Genomic DNA, 19356 nt, shown 5'->3' with positions numbered 1-19356 from the left:
CGCCGCTGCGGGAATGTCAACGCCGGAGAGAGAGCCGGCTAGGAGGGACCTTCCGCCCACGGCGACCCAAAAGTCGTCAAGGCATTTACCTTGCCCCACCTTTGCCACAGTGTTGCCCCGATTGAAAGCGCAAATTTGGAAACAATTCCCGTGGATTGGTGCGATGATCCGATTACTGGCGCCAATCGGGGTCGCGCTTCTCGATAAAGGCGGCGATGCCCTCGGCGGTGTCGCGATAGAGCATGTTTTCCACCATCACCTCACCGGTATAGGCATAGGCCTGGTCCAGCGGCAGAAGCTGTTGGCGATAAAATGCCTCCTTGCCGATCCGCACTGCCGCGCCCAGCTTGCCCGCCACGGTATCGGCCAGGGCGCGGGTTTCGGCCTCGAGATCGGCGGCGGGCACCACCCGGTTGACCAGCCCCAGGTCTGCGGCCCGGCTGGCCTCGATGAATTGACCGGTGGTCAACATCTCGAACGCCTGCTTGCGCGGGATATTGCGGCTGAGTGCGACCATCGGGGTCGAGCAGAACAGGCCGATATTGACGCCATTGACCCCGAACCGGGTGCCCTCGGCGGCGACGGCCATGTCGCAGGTCGCGACCAACTGGCAGCCGGCAGCAGTGGCGATGCCATGGGCCTGGGCGATCACCGGCTGGGGCAGCGACTGGATGGTCATCATCATCCGGGCGCAGCGGTCGAATAGATCCTTGAAATAGGCCTTGCCGCCATCCTCGGCCTGACGCCCGGCGGTCATCTGTTTCAGGTCGTGGCCCGCGCAAAACGCCTTGCCCGCGCCGGACAGGATCACCGCGCGGATGCCCGCGTCGTCGCGCAGCGCGTCGAACTCGGCCTGAAGCGCCGCCAGCATCTCGTCGCTGAGCGCGTTCAGGCGCTCGGGCGCGTTCATGGTCAGATGGGCAACCGCCCCCGTGTCGCGACGTTCCAGAATTGCCATCTTGCCCTCCCTGCCAAACTCGGGGCAACTCTAGGCGCAGGAGACGAGGAGGGAAAGCATGGCGTTGGCACTGAACCGGGAGGAATTGTCGCAATACCTGACCGAGGTATTCCCGCAGGTGCGCGAGGATTTCGCCATCGACGACCTGACCGAGGACACGATCACCATGCGGCTGTTGACCGCCGAGCGGCATTTGCGTCCGGGCGGGACCATCTCGGGGCCGTCGATGTTCGCGCTGGCCGATGTCTGCGTCTATGCGATGGTGCTGGCGCGGCTGGGGCGGCAGGCGCTGGCAGTGACCACCAGCTGTTCGATGGATTTCATGCGCAAGCCCGAGGGCAATACCCAGATGATCGCGCAATGTCGCCTGCTGAAACTGGGCCGGTCACTGGCGGTGGGGGATATCCTTATGTTCTCCGAAGGCTCCGACAAGCCCGTGGCGCGGGCCAGCATGACCTATTCGATCCCGCCGCAGGGGTCCGCTGCCGCGCAGTTCGGGTGAGACGAAAAAAGGCCGGGGCAAGCCCCGGCCAGTGAAGAGGTCCCAATGAAGGGACTGGGGATTCCGTCTCAGCCCTGCCAGAAGCGGCGGGCGGCCTCGTCGCGGGCGGCCTGTCGGGTCAGGCCCACATCGCGCAGCAGGTGATCGTCGACCTTGCCCAGATTGAGACGGGTTCGCCGACGTTGTTCCCATTTGGTCACGGTCGCGGCGAAACGCACGGCAAGAGCGGCGATCAGCGGCAGCCGGGGGCTGGCGTTCAGCAGCATCAGAGCGGGCGAATGCATCATGCGGGTCATGACATGGGTCCTTTCAAAAATTGTATTGACACAAGTTGAATTTACTTGGTACATGTGCTTGATACATTCGAAATTGTCCCAAGATCAAAGGAAAGATTGTAATGGGTACAATTTGGCCCGACTCCTTGCCGCAGGCCAAAGGCGCCAAGTACACGCTGGTTGCCGACGTCATCCGAAAAGCGATTGATGCCAAGGACCTGGAGGTTGGGGTGAAACTGCCGCCGGTGCGGGAGCTTGCCTATAAACTGGGCATTACCCCCGGAACCGTGGCGCGGGCCTATACGATCCTGACCGACGAGGGGTTGTTGAATGCCGAAGTGGGGCGCGGCACCTTTGTGGCGCCGCCCAAACGTCCGGTGCTGGATGATGTCTGGTCGCGGCAGCTCTATCTTCTGGATGAGCGGAACGACAACAATGTCAGCCTGTTCAGCCCGCGCCTGGCCGATATGGGGCAGGTGGCGCTGATCCGGGAATGCCTGCAAAAGGTGGCGCAGGGTGATCCGGCGATGTTCCTGAACTATCCCACCCGCGATGCCTATGCCGGGGTGCGCCAGGCGGTGGCGGACTGGATGTCCGATCTGCCGCTGGGGCCGCTGACGGCGGATGATATCGTGCTGACCCATGGCGGACAAAGCGGGCTGTGCGTGGTGTTCCAGACCGTGTTCAAGGGGCCCAAACCGGTGGTTCTGGTCGAGGACCTGTCCTATGCCGGGTTCCGGCGCGCAGCCGAGCTGATGCGGGCCGACGTGATCGGGGTGCGGATGGACAAATGGGGCATTGACCCGATGTCGCTGGACCTGGCTGCGCGCCAGACCCCGGCGCAGGCGATCTGCGTCTCACCCGAGGTGCAGAACCCGACCGGCTGCCGCTCGCCGCTGGAGCGCCGCAAGGAGGTGGTCGAGGTCGCCCGAAAGCATGACCTGCAAATCATCGAGGACGATTGTTACCGGATGGGAGAGCCTCAGGCGCCCAGCTATCGGGCGTTGGCGCCCGAGCGGGGCTGGCATGTCTCGTCCATCTCAAAGACGCTGACCCCGGCGCTGCGGGTGGGGTTCGCCATTGCCCCCGAAGGGCAGAGCGCGGGGCTGCGCCGCTCGGCCGAATATGGCTATTTCGGCCTGGCCCAACCGCTGGCGGAACTGACCCGGCTGATGCTGAGCGATCCGCGCGCCCGCGATCTGGCCCGCGCGGTCCAGCAGCGCATGGCTGAATATGTGCGCGTCACGGTCAACACGCTGGGCGGGTTCGACCTGGTCTGGGATTCGGCAGTGCCTTTTGTCTGGTTGCGGCTGCCATCGGGCTGGCGCTCGGCCGCTTTTACCCGCGCCGCCGAGCGGGCAGGGGTGCAGGTGCGTTCGGCCGACGAGTTTGCCCTGCGCGACGGGCGCGCGCCCAATGCGGTGCGCATCGCGATGAACGCCCATGTCTCGCTGGAGCGGTTCGAGGCCGCGATGATGCGGTTGCGCGCGCTGCTGGATAACCCGCCCGAGCAGATCAGTGTCTGATTTTCTTGGGGTAAAATAATACCTATTTTGCAAACGATTGTTTTCGCTTAATTAAATCGCGCAACATGCTCTTGACCCGCCCCATACATCTCCTTAGAAACCGCCCATCGGATTAGGACCGGTCGTTGCGGCCGGTCTTTCACATCAAACAGGACCATCCTGCCATGAAAACCTTCTCTGCAACTCCTGCAGACATCGACAAGAAGTGGATCCTGATCGACGCCGAGGGTGTCGTTCTGGGCCGCCTCGCCTCGATCGTCGCCATGCGCCTGCGTGGCAAGCACAAGGCCTCGTTCACCCCGCATATGGACATGGGCGACAACGTCATCGTCATCAATGCCGACAAGATCCAGATGACCGGCAAGAAGCGCGAAGAGCACTTCTACTGGCACACCGGCCACCCGGGCGGCATCAAGTCGCGGACCAAGCAGCAGATCCTCGAGGGGGCACACCCCGAGCGCGTGGTCTATCAGGCCGTCAAGCGCATGCTGCCGGGCAACCGCCTGTCGCGTCAGCAGATGACCAACCTGCGTATCTATGCCGGGACCGAGCACCCGCATGAAGCCCAGGCCCCCGAAGTTCTGGACGTCAAGTCCATGAACAAGAAAAACACCCGGAGCTGAAACCGATGGCTGATCAGATCAACACTCTCGAAGAGCTGAGCGCCGTCGCAGGCCTCGAAACCGTGGCCGCAGACGAGCCGCGCGAACCCGTTCGCGACGAGCTGGGCCGCTCCTATGCCACCGGCAAGCGGAAAGACGCGGTCGCCCGTGTCTGGATCAAGCCGGGTTCGGGCAAGGTCGTCGTCAATGGCAAGGACCAGGACGCCTATTTCGCGCGCCCCGTTCTGCAGCTGATCCTGCGCCAGCCGTTCCAGGTGGCCGGTGTCGAAGGCCAGTTCGACGTGATGGCAACCGTCAAGGGCGGCGGCCTGACCGGTCAGGCCGGCGCGGTCAAGCACGGCATCTCGAAGGCGCTGCAACTCTACGATCCCTCGCTGCGTGGCGCGCTCAAGGCCGCCGGCTTCCTGACCCGCGACAGCCGCGTGGTCGAGCGTAAGAAATACGGCAAGCGCAAAGCCCGCCGTTCGTTCCAGTTCTCGAAGCGCTAAGTTTCGGACCCAGAACATGGAAAAGGCCGCGCATTGCGCGGCCTTTTTTTGTTGTGGGATGTGGAGGTTAGTGGCTTTGCAGACCCATGAAACAGCCGAGACCGGTCTTTGATCTCTTTGCAGCATAGGTCTGGTTTGAGCCCATCCTGTGAACTCACTTTTCATGCTGCGTGCGCACGCAGCATGAAGTTCGCGGCAATTGCGCGATCCTTTGCACCGTGCGGCAACATAAGGCCTCACTCTTGTCAAACCCTATTGAGTACATCCGTTTCATCATCAGACTCACTCCGGTTTTCCTAAATCCAGAAAACGGCGGATCACGTCCAGTGTGGCTTCCGGGTTGTCCCAGATCACATCGTGACCAGCGTTGGGGATGATCTGAGAACTGCCATTCGCGAAGAGTTGTAGATGGGTTTTCTGCAGCGGGCCGAGCCAATCGTTGCATTCCCCGGTGAGCAACAGCACCGGCCCGTCAAAGCGGCGCACCTTGGCAGCCAGACGATCAACAACGGCATCCGGGGTATCCGACCAGGCCCGGCTTGCCATTGCACCGAACCGCCAGCCGGGAGCATCGTAGCCGTCTCCGCAATGGTAGGGATTTTCAGGGTGATCGGTGAACACCCCCACCATGTGACCAACGAGGAAGTCGTCTGCCGCCGCCGGATCTGGTCCATCCACGTGTTGCGCACGAAATCCAGTCATAACCGCCTCGGCCCAATACCCTGTGCCAGACATGTAGCGGCTTGCGACCTCGTCCCGAGCTGACTTGCCTGCTCTGTCCAGATATCCCGGCTCAATAAGAACTGCTGCCGTCACATGCTCCGGGTGTTGACCAAGATAGGCTGTGGCCAACATCGCTCCCCATGAATGCCCGATCAGCGTAACTGGCGCGTTCGGAGAAACCAGTCGCTTCACGCCATTCAGTTCGCTGATGTAGTCACTTAGCGTGAGTTGTTCGGCCGGAACACGTTCCGAAAGACCGGCCCCCCGCTGATCGAAAAGACGACATTGTACGTTTCAGTGAGGGCGCTGAGCGCAAGGAGTAACCGGAAGTCACCGCCCGGCCCGCCATGCAAAACGATGATCGTTGGTGCGCCAGCAGGGCCGTCGATCTGACGCAGATGCAGTTTGACGCCGGCGACCATGGCGGATGTTAGTCCGTCATCCTGTGTCACAAGAGGTGCGACCACGTAGGTCCCACGTGTTCCGAAAAACAGCAAGACGACGAGAGCGATGCAGGCGGCGGTCAGGATGCCGAACATTTTGAGGGCGCGCCTGATCATGTCACGCCCGCCTTTTCGATAGTCCGAAGGACTTTGAGCATGAACCCCACCGGGCGGCGCGGCAGGTCAGTTTGGTTGAATGTCCCTGCCAGATAGATGTCCCGCTCTAGCGCGTAGAAGGCGAACGACCCTGAACTTCCAGATGCCCGATGAGCTCCGGTGTCGGCCGCCACAGGGTCATCCAGCGCGGCAGTTGAAAGCGCATCAGACCGCCGCCGTACTGGAGCGGGAAAAACACAGGTTTCCAGTTCCGGACCTCATCCAACCAGGCGGGATCAAACAGGCGACCGCCAAGAAACCCGCGCGAAAAACCGATCAACTCTTCGGGCGTCGATACAAGGCCACCATCCGGGTCCATGCTCGCCAATGACTTTGGCAAAGTCAGTTGCTGTAATTTTTGGAAGAGCGGCAGAGGTGGGTTCTGTGCATCGAATGTTGTGGTTTGACGCAAGCCCAACGGTTCACAAATGTAAGCCTGCAAAAGCGTGGCAAAGGGTTTGCAGGAAACCGCCTCCAACACCGCCCCAAGCAGCTGGAAATTCGTGTCGGAGTAATGGGCCTTCCCGCTGTCCGGGGCTGCCATCGGCGGCAGAGATCGGGCCATCTCAAAAACCATTGCCAAGTCGATCGCCCGATCCTTGTTTTGGATCATATCGGCCTCTACGCCGCCTTTGAAGTAATCAGCCAGACCCGAGGTCTGGAACAGTAAATGGCGGATCGTCAGGGCCGGCCCGTGGGGCGCGCCCTTAATCACATGCAGATCCGACAGGTCGTGGCGCGGCAAAGCGCTTTGAACTGTCTGGTCGAGATCAAGCAGGCCAAGGTCAGCAAGTTTGAGGGTCAGGGCGGCGGTGAACGTCTTGCTTATGCTTGCAATCGAGAAGCGCACGCCCGGCGCCGCGTCCCCCGCGCTGCCGTCAAAGATCACGTGGCCATCGCCGGTCTCAACCCGCAACAAGAGCGAATGAGCGTTGGTTCGCGCCCGCTCTTTTTCGAGCAGGCGCTGGAGGGAAGGTGCCACGCCAGTCATGCGACTTGCCCGCCTTGCGGGAGTGGCGTGGCCGAGCGGCTGAACAGCAAAAAGCACCCAACCGCGATGAACCATGCGATGGCACCCAGCCCAAAGACGGCACCGGCCACGTCGCCAATGGCGGGGATCAGTGTTAACAGACCGCCAACAGCCGTCAGAAGGCCAAGGCCAACAGCGATCCGCCCGAGACCACGCCCCAGTAAGCCAGCGAGTGAGACGCAGCCGATCCAGACACCACCCGCAATCTCATTCCCGCCGCCGAGACCAAGCTCGACCGCGTGCAGCGTCAGCCAGACTTGCACGGCTTGGGTGAAGTCGGTTTGGGCCAATTGGGCCGCGCGTTCGACCGCGACGTTGCCGATCATGCCTGCGCCGATCACAAGTGTGGCCCAGATGATGCCGAGCACCAGTGTGAGCATGGCGAGGTCAGGCCCAGCGGACTTCAATCGCCCATGCAACGCTGTGACGAGGAGCGCTAGGGCAATGGCGTTGATGATGTAGATCACTGTATTCCAGAGGATCAGGAAGCCCGGCTGGCCTTGTATGAAGGCCACAACCGCTGGGCCGTCAATGTTGCTGGTGCCAAAGCCGAGTGGCGCGAGCGTGGTGACAAGAAAAGCAAACCCGAACAGGTAGGTTGCGGCACATATCAAAGCGGCAAAACCGCCAGTCTTTTGAAGAGTCATCGTTCTATCCGTTCGTTTCTGATGGTTGGTTAGCAATCGATTTGATGGGGACAGCTCGGTCTGCGCTCTGCGCATGCCCGTTCCCCCACATTGCGGTAAGCGCTGACGGGCGAGATGGTCTGCTGTCGTGGCGTCACCTTCAACCGTTGGCCGGAGCCTAAGACAAGGAGGATCAAAGCGGTTGCAATGATGGGCAGGTGGCCGATCAGTTCCACCATTGCTTCTTCCTTTCGGCCCTCGATCAGGAACACGATGTTGGACGCCAGCATCAAAACAGCCACCGCAAGGATGTTCAGACGGGTCACGACACCAAGCACAAGGATCGTGCCGAACACGACTTCCATCACACCGGCAGACAGGACGAACGGGCGGTCATCGAACCAGTCAAAGCCCAGCAGTGGCATGAAATTCCATGCGTAATCCGCGATGAAGGCCTGCCCCAGCGCTGCTGGATGCAGCTTTTCCGCGACCCCGAGAATGATCAGCGACAGCCCCGTGAAAATCCGCAAGACATCAACGGAATACGGCTTTAGCCGGTCGCGCATTGCGGAGTCCGGCATAGCGTTGAACAAGATGAACAGCGCATCCCGACGATGTTGACGTATTCAATAGTCAGGCCGAAACCAAAGTGAACCGACATTCCCAGAAACAGGAGCAACAGCAGAAGGGCTGCGTGCTGCAAGGCGTGATTGCTCAGAAGCAGGAGGCCGATCCTGGCTTGCAGCAGGACCAGCGCCAAACCAAAATTGCCAACACCTTGTAGGTGGGGCGCAATCAGACTGCCGTCGTAGGCGGTCAGCAAGAGCGACATGCCCGTCAGAATCCGCATCAGTTCCATCACATCATGCCGGACTTTCGTATTTGGAACCGCCAAGGCAAAGAGCTTGCAGTCCAGCACAATTGCCGTCGCCACGAGTGCAATTGCGACCAATGCCCAAATCCAGACGGCAGGATCAGACAGCGTGAAGGGAACCGCCGGTGCAGCATCGCCGCCTTCAACAAACCAACGGACGTGAGCCGCTGCCGTATTTGGCTAGAGGGAAGCTGTACCGATGATTGGAAGAAGCAAATTGGCAGGTGCACGAAAGAGTTTCATCCTCGCCTCCTTTCATTTGGCATGACGAGACGTAAGGTCTCGAAAGTGATCAGCCAGATGGCGGGTCCCTACAGGGTTGCCAGCCATATTCATGCCGAACGCCGTCAGAAAGAACTGTGCGGGGCCAGCGACATGGTGTGGTGCAAACCGGGGGAGCAGCCACAGTGCGATCCGCCGAAAGATATCGGGTAGGAACGTGACCCGGTTCTGTGCGCCCAGTGTGTCGAAGCTGAGTTTCGCGAGTTCGCAGTGGGTCAGCACATCCGGTCCGCCAACGTCCAGCCACGCCTCTTTGCGGTCCACAGCTTCAAAAATCGCTGAGGCAAGGTCGGCGCCATGGATCGGGTTGATCTTAAGCTGCCCGTCGCCGAACAACCAAACCCGCCCTTTGCGCGCCATACTCAGGAAGTCCTCCATATCCGAGAAATACCCGGATGGCGCGATGATCGTGCTGTCGAGGTCCGCAGCCTGCAGGGCGCGGACAAAGGCTGATTTCGCCGCGACGAGAGGCACACCGGCCATACGATCCGCATTCAACACATGGACGTAAGCGAAGTGTTTGACGTCACTGGCCAAGGCCTCTCGCAGCAGGTTGAGGTTGGCTTGATAATCCACGTCCCAATAGCTCAGGCCATCGGTTTGTCGGGTGATCCCCAGGGCAGAGACGACAAGATCGACGCCTTTCATAACGCATTTCAAGGTGTCAGGTTTGGTCGCTTCCGCTGTCACGATGTTGTCAGCGGCCAATGGCGCATCAGCGTTTGCAGACCGGACAAGAGCAGACACCTGCCACCCCCGCCACTTGTATTCGGCGCAAAGGAACTGGCCAAGGTAGCCGGTCGCACCGGCAATCATCACGTGTTTCATTTGCTTGGCCGCCGGATCAACGTACCCCACGGACCAGCGACATAGTCAGGTGCATCTGAGACGGGCAGCCCGACATCTTCTGCAAGAAATGTCGGAAGTGGTTGTGGGTGATTTCGCAGTCGCCCTGTCAAAAGGTCATGAAGCGCGTGAAACCGTCTTGCGCGTAGGATGAAAAACTCTGACATCTTGCCCCCTATCCGACAACGCGATGGCCGCGGCCCCGCAGGCATTCGATGACGATGGCCTCGCGCCGCTCGTTCACATCCACGCTGCTGGCGACCCCGCCTGCAAAGGCACCAGCGACGGCGCCACCAAGCGCATCGCCGCTGTCAGCCTCTCCGAGGATCGCACCGGCACCAGCACCAAGCACAGTCGCAGCAAAGCGTTCCTGATCGAACTGGTTCTGGTCGCGGGCAAGGGCCTGACAGGCCGCAAGATCGGATTGAAAGGCAGCCTTGGGCTGACCATCCAGGATCGGTTGATAGTTTGCACCACTGTCAGCGCATGCAGCCAAAGCAAGAAGGAGCGCTGCAAACACCAATGTCTTTTTCATAATGTGTCCTTTCTTTTGAACAAGCGAGGGTGTGGCCACGCGCAAGGGTGCGCGCAGACGCGGGAATTTCTGTTGTGGTTTGGGTCAGGTGATAGGCTTAGCCGGGTCCGGCGCGCGGGCGGGCCCCCGGGTCAGCCGTCATGCGAAAGCGATCTCGGTATTCGCCAGCGGATATACCGACATGGCGGTGAAACGCGCGGCGCATCCGTTCCGAGCTTTGAAAGCCGGTCTCGAGGGCAACCTGATCAATCGTGTGGTCTGTCGTTTCCAACACGACGCGCGCGGCCTGCACGCGGGCAGTCTCAACATAAGCCGCAGGCGTGACGCCGGTTTCGTCCTTGAACCGCCGCGCAAAAGTCCGTTCAGACATCATCGCGCGCGCAGCAAGGCTGGTCACAGTCAGCGGATCGGCTGGGTGTTCTAGAATGAAGCTTAGTGCATCGTTGATCGCCGGGTCTTCGGCCCGTTGGGCCACCAGATGCGCGCTGAACTGTGACTGGCCACCTGGCCGCATCATGTACATCACGCTGAACCGCGCGACTTCGAGCGCGACTTTGTGCCCCCAGTCCATCTCAACCAATGCCAGTGCGAGATCCATGCCAGAGGTCACGCCGGCAGAGGTCCAGACGTTCCCATCGCGCACATAGATCGCCTCATGGTCCACCGTCACATCCGGATATTCGGTCTCCATAACTGGGCACCAAAACCAATGGGTGCTGGCCCGCTTGTTTTTCAAAAGGCCAGCCTCGGCCAGGATCAGCGCGCCTGTACAGATCGATACGATGCGTCGGGCGCGCGGAGCCATAGTCTGCATGAACTCCAACAACTCCGGGTTCTTCAATTGCAAAGAAGAGCCATGGCCACCGGCCACCATGAGCGTATCGATCTCATCATCATTCCTAATCACATCGGCGTAGGAGGTCTCTGCCGTGATCGTCAGACCGGAACTGGCTTTCACGGGCCCCGCCTGCGCCGCAACGATCTTCAAGTCGTAAGGCAAATCGCCGTCGCCAATGAAGAACTGGGTCGTCGCAAGGATCTCCAGCGGGCCTATCACATCGAGTTGATGCACCCCGGGGTAGACCACCATCAGGACCTTGCGGTTCCGCGCCTCTGTCTGAATGTCGTGTTTCTGTGTCATGGTCAGACATTATCCGATTTCATCAACCGTCCGTTAGGACAAAGACCCCACTTTTTCCGCCAAATGAAACTTCGCGGTCTCAAGACGAGCTGCTGGTTTACCCTCAATCATATTTGCCACGACTTCTCGCTCGCTCAGGCCTTGATCCGCCCTTTGCAAGATCAGTTCCGCGTGCCGGACACCTTTTTCGTCATAGCCGTAAAGGATGGACTGAGCCCTGATATCTGACGGTCCTGAGCGCCAGGATCGGCGGCTGCGCGGATCGATGTAGAGCGTCGATTTTGAATAGTGTTCGTCGCCGCTGGCAATGTCTGTACGGGCGAACATGATCTCGTCGACGCCTTGATGTTCGAAAGGCTGGCTGATGCTCCGAAAATGCGAGTCCATCTTGCCGTCCTCATCGACACCGTATCCCGTGATCGACAGTGACGCGACGCCCTGCGAAATACGCCAAATACCAGAGTGGCATTTGGCATTGGCTTCGTAACGATAGGTCCACAGTCCTTTGACGAACTTTTCCCGATGGTAGAGCGCCAGCAGCAGGTCCGAACGGTTGATCAGCCAGTAGACCAGCAGGATCAGCAACCGGAACAGCCCCACACTTGTCAGGAACGTGATCAGCCAAGCGACTTGCGTCGGGATGTCGTCAATTGCGGAGAGCAGGCTGCTGAGCGCCATGATATAGGAGATCGTGACCAGCAGAATTAGGATGTTTACCTTTTCGAGGATCGTCATGGACTTGGTCTCGCTTAGGTCGTCGCGCTGTGTGTCGCTCGTAGTTTGCAGGGCGGGACGTTACGGATACGCGCCGCCCTGCAAAAAGCACCGCATCAAGCGGTCTGAGCTTGGTTCTGGGTCATCCAGAGCAGCCCGAAGAGAAGCAGCGCAGCGGAGAGGGCGCAAGCCAGCGTCCGGACTGAGTTCCAGAAGGTCCAGCGCGGCACATAGGTCTGCATCCAGTAGTCGCGTGTTGTGCCAGATGACGTCTCCATTCCGGCAAGCGCTTCGTTCATTGGCACGTTGAAGAAGACGGTGACGCCGAAACATCCAATTAAATAAACCAGTCCGGCCGCCATGATCAGCGTCCCTGCAGGCCCTGCCAGGCCAAAGGCCCCATAGGCCGCCACGGCCACCGAAACGGCTGCCATGCCCAGAAACAGGGCCATGAAGACCCAGCGAAACACCTCGCGATTGATGACTTGCATGGCCTCGACGCCGCTATGACCACCGGTCAGGGCAAGCGACCGCATGATGAAGTCTGAAAAGGCCAGAAAGACACCGCCCACAAGGGCATAGGCGAGGATTGCAAATTGAAAAAGAAAGAAGAAAACAGTCGTCATGGTCGATCCTCCTGATTGGGTGTTGCAGCAGGAGGGCGGTACCTCCTGCCAAAGGGTTCGAGATGATCACGCGGCCGTGGACCACGCGCCCGCGACCATTGCCGTCTGGGCAAATTCAGCGAAGTCGCGTGGTTTGCGGCCCAAGGCGCGTTCGACACCGCCCGTCGTATGGGCATTGCGGCCATCCAGCGTTTCGCGGGCGATCTGCGTAAAGACCTCGGCCACGAAGTCACCGCCAGAGGCTGCGACATTGGCGTGGAAGTCTTCAAAGGTGATCGGAATGTGCTGGATCTGGCGGCCCAAAGTTTTCGACAACACCTCGGCCATCTCTGCGAATGTCATCAGGCGTGGACCGGTGACCTCATAGCGTTCGCCGATGTGCCCGTCTTCCGTCAAGGCTGCGACCACAACGTCGGCAATATCGTCAATGTCGATGATCGGTTCTTTGATATCACCGCCGGGCATTGGCAAAACGCCACCCAGGATCGGGTCGCGCAAATAGCCTTCGCTGAAGTTCTGCGCAAACCAGGCGGCCCGCACGATGGTGAAGGGCAGGCCTGAATTGCGGACGATCTCTTCGCCCATGGTGGCGAAGTGTTCGCCCCGGCCTGAGAGCAGTACGATATGCTTGAGCCCAGTTTCAGCTGCAACCTTTGTGAAAGCCTCCAGCTTTTCCACCGCGCCAGGGAAGGCCAGATCTGGGAAGTAGGTCACGTAGGCCTTGGAAACGCCGTTCAGGACAGGTGCCCATGTGCTGGGGTCTTCCCAGTCGAAAGGCGTCTCGGACTGCCGTGCGCCGCGCCGAACGGCGATGCCTTTTGCTTCGAGCTTGCTGGCAACGCGAGAGCCGGTCTTGCCGGTGGCGCCGATGACGAGGATGGGTTGGTTTGTCATTGTCTGTCTCCTTGGTTCGTATTGATGACCAAGGTTTAGAAAATCCGCGGTGCGCCGGTATTGACCGCGATTGCCAGGGTTTTGACATCTGCAGCCAATGCCGCGCGTCGCGGTGCCTTTACCCGAGAGACCTCCGATAGGCCGCTGGTGTCATCCCCGTCCAGCGCTTGAACGCGCGGTTGAAGGCGCTTTGCTCGGAATATCCGGTGAGGAACGCAATCTCGGAGAGCGCGTAGCTTTCTTCCTGCAGCATGGCTGTGGCAATCTCGCGACGTGTCTCTTCTGTCAGGGTCTGAAAGCTCAGCCCGTGTTTGGCAAGGCGTCGGTGAAACGACCGGGCGCTCAGCCCCAGCTTTCGGGCGATATCCGCCATTTTGGGCAAGCCCTCACTGAGGGCGCGGGCAATCTCGCCTTTTGTTTGCGCAGGCAAAGTGGGTGTATCATCGATTTGCGCAAGTTCCTGATCGAGGTGCGATACAAGAAAATGCGTGATGCCCTCATCCCCGAGAATGTTCGGATCGGATAGGGACTGGCGGGAGAGCAGCATCGCATCTTTATTCGCGCCGAAATGAACCGGGCAGCCGAAGTAAGCTTCGTGATGCTTGATGGTCTTGGGTGCGCCGTGCTTGAAATAGACTTCGATCGGGGAAAACGGTCGTGGAGACACTTGCCGACTGAGCGACACGCCGCTCGCCAAGTCAGCCTCTATAGAAATGCGCATACCAAGCCGGCGGAGGCCTTCGCGATGTTCGACAAACAGAATGCCGCCGTCTGTTTCCTGCAGCTCATACTGCGTAAAGCTGGTCCAAAGGCGCCAGTACCGTGCAACGCGTGAGAACGAACCAAGGAGATTGGGCGCGGATTTCCAAGCCAAGCCAAGCGCACCATATTCATCCGGCCGCATCGCTTCACCTACGATCAGTGGCAAAGACGTGACATCCATCTTGTCGGCCATCAGCTCGATCATGCCATAGAAGTCATCTTCATCGAGCATGTGCTTGGGGTCCCACGCGCCAGCGGCATCGACGCCAACGGACGCCAACACCGCATTTGCATCGATTGCATCACCCGCGACGCCGACAACTTTCCGAGCAAAAAGAGACGTAACCTGGCCCATACAGTTAAGTTAAGCCAGTCTGAAACACGTTCCAAGTCTGCCGACCGAGCTAAAGTTACTCCCGAAGTCCTAACGGATCGCTGCTTCGCCGATGAAGTAACCTGCCGTGACGACCGCAGCGAAGCTATGATTTCGTTATTTGGCGAAGTGCATTTGAATAACTGGAATGAAGATTACGCTGCAACGCGGAACATCGCCTGCCGCAAGCGCGAAAGAATGCTGCGTCAGCAATAGCCGCAACTGCACAAGTCTGCTTTGTCCCGCATAGCTGCTTCTGATAACTGAAGTAGCGAACGACCGCTCCCCGACGGACGCCAAGTGCGCCTGTTCGCAGCCGCCTGATGGCGCTCGGTCCCTGGCAGCCACGCTGACGACGCACGAAACGCGACGCTTTGCCAAAAAACGCAGGATCGCGCGCGAACCTGCGCGCCCTCAGCCCTAACCGGAAAGGGGAGGTCTCACCCCTCGCGCAGGTACCAGTCGTCAAAGCGCGAGATGTCCGGAAGCACCCGGCGATAGCCTTTCGAGGTCAGCAGGGCGTGGATGTCTTCGCGCTGGGGGGCGTGGTTGTGTTCCACTGTCATCACCCCGAATGTCCAGCGGTCGAAGTCGAAGGCGTTCAGGATGTCGAACTCGCTGCCCTCGGTGTCGATCGAGATATAGTCGATATGCGCGGGCGCCTTGTGGGTTTCCAGCAGTTCGACCAGCGAGATCGTTTCGACCTTGTAGTTCTGGCCGCGGATGCGGCGCGAGGATTTGACGAAGGTCGAGATGCCCGAGTTCTCGCCGCGCGGCGCCTCGGTAAAGCCCAGCGTTTCGCCCGATGTGTGCCAGACGCAGCGCGTTTCGATGGTGGCGGCGCGGTTGGCCTTGAGCGCAGTATGCCAGCCGCGTGCCGGTTCGGCGAGGATGCCGCTCCAGCCAAAGCCGGTCTCGAGCAGGTAGGAATTGTTCAGCTCGATCCCGTCGGTGGCGCCGAATTCGACAAAGAAACCGCCCTCCTTGAACCCGGTCTGGCACAGCGCGAACAGGTCCTGGCGCAGTTGCGATTTCGATTGGTCCAACAGGTCGATGCAGCGGCTGCGATCCTCGGGCGCCATCGCCTTGAGGAATTCCAGGTCGAACCAGGCTTTCTCCCGTTGTTGCAGTTGGCGCAGGCGGTCGCGGCGAACAAGTGTGGTGTTGGAAATCGAATGGCTCACGGCAAGTTTACTCCGGCAATCACCCTGTCTGGGTAGCGGGACACCCCAACCGAGGCAAGGGGCTTTGTCAGTCGGGCGCGATCAGACCCAGCCCGCGCAGATAGATTCCGACCCCGGACTCCAGCAGATCCTCGGGCGCAAAGGGGGCGGTGGCGCCGGCATTGCGGGCATAAAGCTCGACCACGCCATGGCTCATCGCCCAGATATGGGCCGAGACCATGGCCGCGGGCGGGCGTTTTTCGGGGGGAATGTGGTCGCTCAGATCGGCGGCGGCCTGTTCCAGCACCGCTTTGGCGCGATTGGCGGCGGCGGCCAGTTCCGGGCTGCGATTGACCGAGATGCCGCTTTCGAACATGGCAATGTAATGGCCCGGATGCTTGCGGGCAAAGGCCAGATAGGCGCGGCCTGTCGCCTCGAACGCGGCCAGCGCCGAGGGCTGGCCCTTGTCATAGGCATATTGCATCAGGTCGGCAAAGATCTCGAACCCCTGGCGGGCGGCCTCGGCGATCAGCTCTTCGCGCCCGTCGAAATGGCGATAGACCGCGGCGGGGGTCACCCCGGCGGTCTTGGCGGCCTCGGACAGGGTGAACCCGGTTGGCCCCTTGGCGCGGATCAGTTCCAGCGCCGCGTCGATCAGCGCCTGTTTCAGATTGCCGTGATGATAGCCCTGCTTACGCATTCCAGATGTCGGGGCCTCCGCAGATGGCCGCATCGGGCTGGCCGACCGCGTCCCGGTCCTTGTTGTCATAGTCGATGCCCGCCAGCACGGTGCGGATCGCCGCCAGCCGCGCGCGCTTCTTGTCGTCCGAGCGGATCACGGTCCAGGGCGCCTTGTCGGAATGGCTGCGGGTCAGGGTTTCCGAGATGGCGGCGGTATAGGCGTCCCATTTGTCCAGCCCGGCAATGTCCACCGGGCTCAGCTTCCACTGTTTCAGCGGGTCGAGTTCGCGGTCGTGGAACCGGCGCAGCTGTTCGGCGCGGCCCACGTTCAGCCAGAACTTGAACAGGTGGATGCCGTCATCGGTCAGGTCATGTTCAAAGGGCAGAACCTGGCGAAAGAAGCGTTCGCGCTCGTCCTCGCTGCACCAGCCGAACACATGTTCGACCACGCCGCGATTGTACCAGCTGCGGTCGTAGAACACCAATTCCCCCGCCGAGGGCAGATGCTGGATATAGCGTTGGAAATACCATTGGCTGCGTTCGGCCTCGGTTGGTTTCGCCAGCGCCACCACACGGGCGCCGCGCGGGTTCAGGTTCTCGCGGAACCGCTTGATGGTGCCGCCCTTTCCGGCGGCGTCGCGCCCCTCGAACAGGATGGCGACGCGGGCGCCGCTCTGCTTGATCCAGGCCTGAAGCTTGACCAGTTCGATCTGCAGGGCCTCCATCTCGGCCCGGTAGGCTTTCGACGACATCTCCGCGTCATAGGGATAGCTGGCGCTCAGGATATCGTCCTTGTCCGCCTTCTCGATGGCGCGGCGGATGTCCTTTGGTGCCTTGTCGTTAAAATAGCGGGAAATCTCGCCTGTTGCCGCGCCTGTCATTTGCCCGCGCTCCCTTGTGCTGCCGTTTGGGTTCAATATGGAAGCTGTTGGCGATTAACGCAAACCCGCACGTGTCGCGGCACGCAGGACCGCCTCGGCCACTGTCTCGGCCGCCACATGCTGGGGCATGTGGCCGATGCCGGGCAGGGCGGTCAGCACAGCGCCGGGAATTTGCCGCGACAGGGTGCGCGAATGCAGGTCGAAATTCACCGTGTCATCTTCGGTTCCATGCACGATCTCGGTGGGCACCGCTACTTCGCCATAGCGCGGATGCAGCGCCTCGATTTCCTGCAACAGGCTGGCCCGGTGCCGCGCATTGGCCCTGAGCGAGCCGCGGCGCAGCGACAGGCCGGGGCCGAAATGCGCGTCATAGCCTGCGGGGGCCGGTTGCGGCGCAAAGACCTCTTCCAGCGCGCGGGTCACATAGCTGTCGGGCACATAGGCGGTGATCAGCGGAACCGCCACCGCCGCGCCCAGCCGGGTCGAGGTGATCCGGTAGAGAAGGTCAAGCGGCGTGGTCCAGGGGTTCGAGGCGGCGGCCACCGGTACCAGCGCCGCCAGCCGGTCGGGGTGATGCACCGCCCAGGCCAGCGCCACCGCGCCGCCATAGCTGTGGCCCAGCACGATGGGGCGTTCGGCGCCCAGCTGCACCGCCGCCCGCATCAACAGCTGCGCCTGACCAGCGATATCCTCGGACCCGGCGGGGGCGGGATCGGAATAGCCCAGCCCGGGCCGGTCCAGCAGGATGACGCGGAAATGCCCGGCCAGGATCGGCGCCAGCACAAAGCTCAGATCGCGGGTATTGCCGTTCGAGCCATGGATCATCACCAGATCCGGGCCGCTGCCCATCACCTCGGCATGGATGCGCATCCCGTCCACGGTGACAAACTGGCCCTGTGGGGGATGGCTGGCCTGAGCGCGTGCCTCGTGCCGGGCGGCGCGCCACAGGGTCAGCGCCCAGAACCCCGCCGCCAACAGCAAAAGGATCAGCAGCACCCGCATGACCGCTCAGCCCCGCAGGTCGGTGGATTCCAACCCGATCCGCGCCATGTCATAGGGCGTTGTCTCGTAGATCTCGCTGATCCAGTTGCCATAGAGCAGATGCGCGTGGCTGCGCCACCGGTTGAGTGGTCGCCGCGAGGGATCGTCGTCGGGATAATAGTTGATCGGCACATTGATCGCGGTGCCGCCCTCGACGTCGCGGTCATATTCCTGTTTCAGCGTGTCGCTGTCATATTCGAAATGGTTGAAGATATAGAGCGCGCGATGCCCCGGATCGGCCACCAGGCAGGGGCCGACCTCGTCGCTGCCCAGCAGGGTGACCAGCTCGGGCACCGCGTCGATCTCGGCCTGTTTCATCTCGGTCCAGCGGCTGACCGGGATCACGAAATCATCCGAGAACCCGCGCAGATAGGGCGAGGCCGGGTCCAGATTGCGGTGCCGGAAACAACCGAATGCCTTGTGGTCCAGCATATGTTTGCGGATGCCGTGGAAATGGTTGATCATCGCCATCCCGCCCCAGCAGACGCCGAATGTGGAATGCACGTTGGTCTGGGTCCAGGCAAACACCTCGCGCAATTCATCCCAATAGGTGACGTCCGAAAACTCCAGATGTTCGATCGGGGCACCGGTGATGATCAGCCCGTCGAATTTCTCGTCGCGTACCTCCTGAAAGGGGCGATAGAACTCTTCCATATGCTCGGTGGCGGTGGTCTTGGTCTGATGCTCGGTCATCCGGATCAGGCTCAGTTCGATCTGGAGCGGCGTGGCGCCGATCAGCCGGGCAAACTGGGTCTCGGTCTGGATCTTCTTGGGCATCAGGTTCAAAAGCCCGATCCGCAGCGGGCGGATGTCCTGGCGCGCGGCCTGATCCTCGGACATGACCATGACCCCCTCGCGGGTCAGAATGTCATAGGCGGGCAGATGTGCGGGGATTTTGATAGGCATGTCGCGGGCTTCCTTTCCGAGATTTGGAGGTAAGCCATCACATGCAAAAGTGCCAGCCCCTATCACGGTCCTGTTGGGTTCGAAGGAGATCGCGCTGGTGGCGAGAGGGCTCCTAGGCATGACAGGGTCGGGAAAGTGGCAGCCCGTAGGGGAATCGAACCCCTCTTTCCAGGTTGAAAACCTGGCGTCCTAACCGATAGACGAACGGGCCACACTGGCTTGTGGAGGGCGTTTTATGGTGTCCCCCTGTCCCTCGCAAGTGGAAAAACACTATTTGGGGAACTTTT

Annotated in this window: 23 protein-coding genes, 1 tRNA gene and 1 pseudogene; 4 read left to right on the top strand and 21 right to left on the bottom strand. The window is 60.7% G+C overall.

The genetic code is table 11. The annotated features are described in order from the left end of the window. Positions 1–172 precede the first annotated feature (172 nt). Entirely contained in the window at positions 173–958 is a 786-nt protein-coding gene (locus AC2FNY_RS02970) for an enoyl-CoA hydratase (RefSeq protein ID WP_234170926.1), read from the bottom strand. A 58-nt stretch (positions 959–1016) separates the two neighbouring features. On the opposite strand from AC2FNY_RS02970, the gene AC2FNY_RS02965 reads away from it, so the two are divergent. Beyond that, on the top strand, positions 1017–1460 hold the full coding sequence (locus AC2FNY_RS02965; protein ID WP_234136477.1) for a PaaI family thioesterase: 444 nt from the start codon (positions 1017–1019) through the stop codon (positions 1458–1460). A 68-nt stretch (positions 1461–1528) separates the two neighbouring features. Here AC2FNY_RS02965 and AC2FNY_RS02960 read toward each other — a convergent pair whose 3' ends face one another. Further along, positions 1529–1756 carry a DUF1127 domain-containing protein gene (locus AC2FNY_RS02960; RefSeq protein ID WP_496801578.1) on the bottom strand — a complete coding sequence of 76 codons (228 nt, stop codon included), beginning with the start codon at positions 1754–1756 and terminating at the stop codon, positions 1529–1531. A gap of 101 nt (positions 1757–1857) precedes the next feature. On the opposite strand from AC2FNY_RS02960, the gene AC2FNY_RS02955 reads away from it, so the two are divergent. The 3 genes from AC2FNY_RS02955 (at position 1858) to rpsI (ending at position 4372) form a co-directional block, all read left to right on the top strand. Beyond that, positions 1858–3261, top strand: a complete 1404-nt coding sequence (locus AC2FNY_RS02955; protein ID WP_234175903.1) for an aminotransferase-like domain-containing protein — start codon at positions 1858–1860, stop codon at positions 3259–3261. Between the two features lie 164 nt (positions 3262–3425). Next, positions 3426–3884, top strand: a complete 459-nt coding sequence (gene rplM / locus AC2FNY_RS02950) for a 50S ribosomal protein L13 (RefSeq protein WP_496801577.1) — start codon at positions 3426–3428, stop codon at positions 3882–3884. Between the two features lie 5 nt (positions 3885–3889). Beyond that, positions 3890–4372, top strand: a complete 483-nt coding sequence (gene rpsI / locus AC2FNY_RS02945) for a 30S ribosomal protein S9 (RefSeq protein WP_234136480.1) — start codon at positions 3890–3892, stop codon at positions 4370–4372. Between the two features lie 282 nt (positions 4373–4654). On the opposite strand, the pseudogene AC2FNY_RS02940 reads toward rpsI, so the two are convergent. From AC2FNY_RS02940 to AC2FNY_RS02850, 19 genes and pseudogenes are all read right to left on the bottom strand, one after another. Then, a pseudogene (locus AC2FNY_RS02940) lies at positions 4655–5323 on the bottom strand (alpha/beta fold hydrolase); the annotation flags it as partial. Further along, positions 5314–5655, bottom strand: coding sequence for a hypothetical protein (locus tag AC2FNY_RS02935; protein WP_496801576.1), 342 nt, complete (start codon positions 5653–5655; stop codon positions 5314–5316). The pseudogene AC2FNY_RS02940 and the gene AC2FNY_RS02935, both read right to left, overlap by 10 nt. A gap of 106 nt (positions 5656–5761) precedes the next feature. After that, positions 5762–6685 (bottom strand): serine hydrolase domain-containing protein, encoded by a 924-nt coding sequence (locus tag AC2FNY_RS02930; RefSeq protein WP_496801575.1) that lies wholly within the window; start codon positions 6683–6685, stop codon positions 5762–5764. Continuing rightward, a complete protein-coding gene (locus AC2FNY_RS02925; RefSeq protein WP_496801574.1) occupies positions 6682–7371 on the bottom strand; it encodes a hypothetical protein in 690 nt (229 codons plus the stop codon). The genes AC2FNY_RS02930 and AC2FNY_RS02925 overlap by 4 nt, the downstream gene beginning before the upstream one ends. 29 nt (positions 7372–7400) lie before the next feature. Next, a complete protein-coding gene (locus AC2FNY_RS02920) occupies positions 7401–7916 on the bottom strand; it encodes a DoxX family protein (protein WP_496801573.1) in 516 nt (171 codons plus the stop codon). After that, positions 7901–8302, bottom strand: coding sequence for a hypothetical protein (locus tag AC2FNY_RS02915; protein WP_496801572.1), 402 nt, complete (start codon positions 8300–8302; stop codon positions 7901–7903). The genes AC2FNY_RS02920 and AC2FNY_RS02915 overlap by 16 nt, the downstream gene beginning before the upstream one ends. Before the next feature lie 177 nt (positions 8303–8479). After that, a complete protein-coding gene (locus tag AC2FNY_RS02910) occupies positions 8480–9334 on the bottom strand; it encodes an SDR family oxidoreductase (protein WP_496801571.1) in 855 nt (284 codons plus the stop codon). 193 nt (positions 9335–9527) lie between these two features. After that, positions 9528–9887: a glycine zipper family protein gene (locus tag AC2FNY_RS02905; protein ID WP_496801570.1), complete on the bottom strand. Its 360-nt coding sequence runs from the start codon at positions 9885–9887 to the stop codon at positions 9528–9530. Positions 9888–9984: 97 nt separating this feature from the next. Beyond that, positions 9985–11028, bottom strand: a complete 1044-nt coding sequence (locus AC2FNY_RS02900; protein ID WP_496801569.1) for a GlxA family transcriptional regulator — start codon at positions 11026–11028, stop codon at positions 9985–9987. A 33-nt stretch (positions 11029–11061) separates the two neighbouring features. Next, complete coding sequence (locus AC2FNY_RS02895; RefSeq protein ID WP_496801568.1) at positions 11062–11763, bottom strand: hypothetical protein; 702 nt, start codon at positions 11761–11763, stop codon at positions 11062–11064. A gap of 95 nt (positions 11764–11858) precedes the next feature. Continuing rightward, the gene (locus AC2FNY_RS02890) at positions 11859–12368 is read right to left on the bottom strand and encodes an anthrone oxygenase family protein (RefSeq protein ID WP_234166371.1); all 510 of its coding nucleotides are present in this window, start codon (positions 12366–12368) and stop codon (positions 11859–11861) included. A 66-nt stretch (positions 12369–12434) separates the two neighbouring features. Further along, positions 12435–13262 carry an NmrA family NAD(P)-binding protein gene (locus tag AC2FNY_RS02885; RefSeq protein WP_496801567.1) on the bottom strand — a complete coding sequence of 276 codons (828 nt, stop codon included), beginning with the start codon at positions 13260–13262 and terminating at the stop codon, positions 12435–12437. 118 nt (positions 13263–13380) lie between these two features. Then, positions 13381–14379 carry an AraC family transcriptional regulator gene (locus tag AC2FNY_RS02880; RefSeq protein WP_496801566.1) on the bottom strand — a complete coding sequence of 333 codons (999 nt, stop codon included), beginning with the start codon at positions 14377–14379 and terminating at the stop codon, positions 13381–13383. A 458-nt stretch (positions 14380–14837) separates the two neighbouring features. Then, a complete protein-coding gene (locus AC2FNY_RS02875) occupies positions 14838–15581 on the bottom strand; it encodes an FkbM family methyltransferase (RefSeq protein WP_496801565.1) in 744 nt (247 codons plus the stop codon). A gap of 67 nt (positions 15582–15648) precedes the next feature. After that, entirely contained in the window at positions 15649–16260 is a 612-nt protein-coding gene (locus AC2FNY_RS02870; protein WP_234136483.1) for a TetR/AcrR family transcriptional regulator, read from the bottom strand. Continuing rightward, the gene (gene ppk2, locus AC2FNY_RS02865; protein ID WP_496801564.1) at positions 16253–17122 is read right to left on the bottom strand and encodes a polyphosphate kinase 2; all 870 of its coding nucleotides are present in this window, start codon (positions 17120–17122) and stop codon (positions 16253–16255) included. Before ppk2 ends, AC2FNY_RS02870 begins: the two co-directional genes overlap by 8 nt. 54 nt (positions 17123–17176) lie before the next feature. Beyond that, a complete protein-coding gene (locus AC2FNY_RS02860; RefSeq protein WP_496801563.1) occupies positions 17177–18124 on the bottom strand; it encodes an alpha/beta fold hydrolase in 948 nt (315 codons plus the stop codon). A gap of 6 nt (positions 18125–18130) precedes the next feature. Then, a complete protein-coding gene (gene metA / locus AC2FNY_RS02855) occupies positions 18131–19069 on the bottom strand; it encodes a homoserine O-acetyltransferase MetA (protein WP_496801562.1) in 939 nt (312 codons plus the stop codon). 136 nt (positions 19070–19205) lie between these two features. Then, positions 19206–19280, bottom strand: a tRNA-Glu gene (locus AC2FNY_RS02850). Positions 19281–19356: the final 76 nt, after the last annotated feature.

Source organism: Ruegeria sp. BHSC223, assembly GCF_059613025.1.
The sequence above is the reverse complement of the archived record's forward strand: the minus strand, read 5'-3'. Positions and strand labels throughout refer to the sequence as shown.

What these genes read in the sequence shown, in the direction of transcription:
- AC2FNY_RS02960 (WP_496801578.1), bottom strand. Translation starts at nt 1,756, where the DNA reads ATGACCCGCATGATGCATTCGCCCGCTCTGATGCTGCTGAACGCCAGC.
- AC2FNY_RS02910 (WP_496801571.1), bottom strand. Translation starts at nt 9,334, where the DNA reads ATGAAACACGTGATGATTGCCGGTGCGACCGGCTACCTTGGCCAGTTC.
- AC2FNY_RS02870 (WP_234136483.1), bottom strand. Translation starts at nt 16,260, where the DNA reads ATGCGTAAGCAGGGCTATCATCACGGCAATCTGAAACAGGCGCTGATC.
- AC2FNY_RS02905 (WP_496801570.1), bottom strand. Translation starts at nt 9,887, where the DNA reads ATGAAAAAGACATTGGTGTTTGCAGCGCTCCTTCTTGCTTTGGCTGCA.
- AC2FNY_RS02880 (WP_496801566.1), bottom strand. Translation starts at nt 14,379, where the DNA reads ATGGGCCAGGTTACGTCTCTTTTTGCTCGGAAAGTTGTCGGCGTCGCG.
- AC2FNY_RS02920 (WP_496801573.1), bottom strand. Translation starts at nt 7,916, where the DNA reads ATGCGCGACCGGCTAAAGCCGTATTCCGTTGATGTCTTGCGGATTTTC.
- metA (WP_496801562.1), bottom strand. Translation starts at nt 19,069, where the DNA reads ATGCCTATCAAAATCCCCGCACATCTGCCCGCCTATGACATTCTGACC.
- ppk2 (WP_496801564.1), bottom strand. Translation starts at nt 17,122, where the DNA reads ATGACAGGCGCGGCAACAGGCGAGATTTCCCGCTATTTTAACGACAAG.
- AC2FNY_RS02895 (WP_496801568.1), bottom strand. Translation starts at nt 11,763, where the DNA reads ATGACGATCCTCGAAAAGGTAAACATCCTAATTCTGCTGGTCACGATC.
- AC2FNY_RS02935 (WP_496801576.1), bottom strand. Translation starts at nt 5,655, where the DNA reads ATGATCAGGCGCGCCCTCAAAATGTTCGGCATCCTGACCGCCGCCTGC.
- AC2FNY_RS02860 (WP_496801563.1), bottom strand. Translation starts at nt 18,124, where the DNA reads ATGCGGGTGCTGCTGATCCTTTTGCTGTTGGCGGCGGGGTTCTGGGCG.
- AC2FNY_RS02970 (WP_234170926.1), bottom strand. Translation starts at nt 958, where the DNA reads ATGGCAATTCTGGAACGTCGCGACACGGGGGCGGTTGCCCATCTGACC.
- AC2FNY_RS02885 (WP_496801567.1), bottom strand. Translation starts at nt 13,262, where the DNA reads ATGACAAACCAACCCATCCTCGTCATCGGCGCCACCGGCAAGACCGGC.
- rplM (WP_496801577.1), top strand. Translation starts at nt 3,426, where the DNA reads ATGAAAACCTTCTCTGCAACTCCTGCAGACATCGACAAGAAGTGGATC.
- AC2FNY_RS02890 (WP_234166371.1), bottom strand. Translation starts at nt 12,368, where the DNA reads ATGACGACTGTTTTCTTCTTTCTTTTTCAATTTGCAATCCTCGCCTAT.
- AC2FNY_RS02930 (WP_496801575.1), bottom strand. Translation starts at nt 6,685, where the DNA reads ATGACTGGCGTGGCACCTTCCCTCCAGCGCCTGCTCGAAAAAGAGCGG.
- AC2FNY_RS02925 (WP_496801574.1), bottom strand. Translation starts at nt 7,371, where the DNA reads ATGACTCTTCAAAAGACTGGCGGTTTTGCCGCTTTGATATGTGCCGCA.
- rpsI (WP_234136480.1), top strand. Translation starts at nt 3,890, where the DNA reads ATGGCTGATCAGATCAACACTCTCGAAGAGCTGAGCGCCGTCGCAGGC.
- AC2FNY_RS02955 (WP_234175903.1), top strand. Translation starts at nt 1,858, where the DNA reads ATGGGTACAATTTGGCCCGACTCCTTGCCGCAGGCCAAAGGCGCCAAG.
- AC2FNY_RS02900 (WP_496801569.1), bottom strand. Translation starts at nt 11,028, where the DNA reads ATGACACAGAAACACGACATTCAGACAGAGGCGCGGAACCGCAAGGTC.
- AC2FNY_RS02965 (WP_234136477.1), top strand. Translation starts at nt 1,017, where the DNA reads ATGGCGTTGGCACTGAACCGGGAGGAATTGTCGCAATACCTGACCGAG.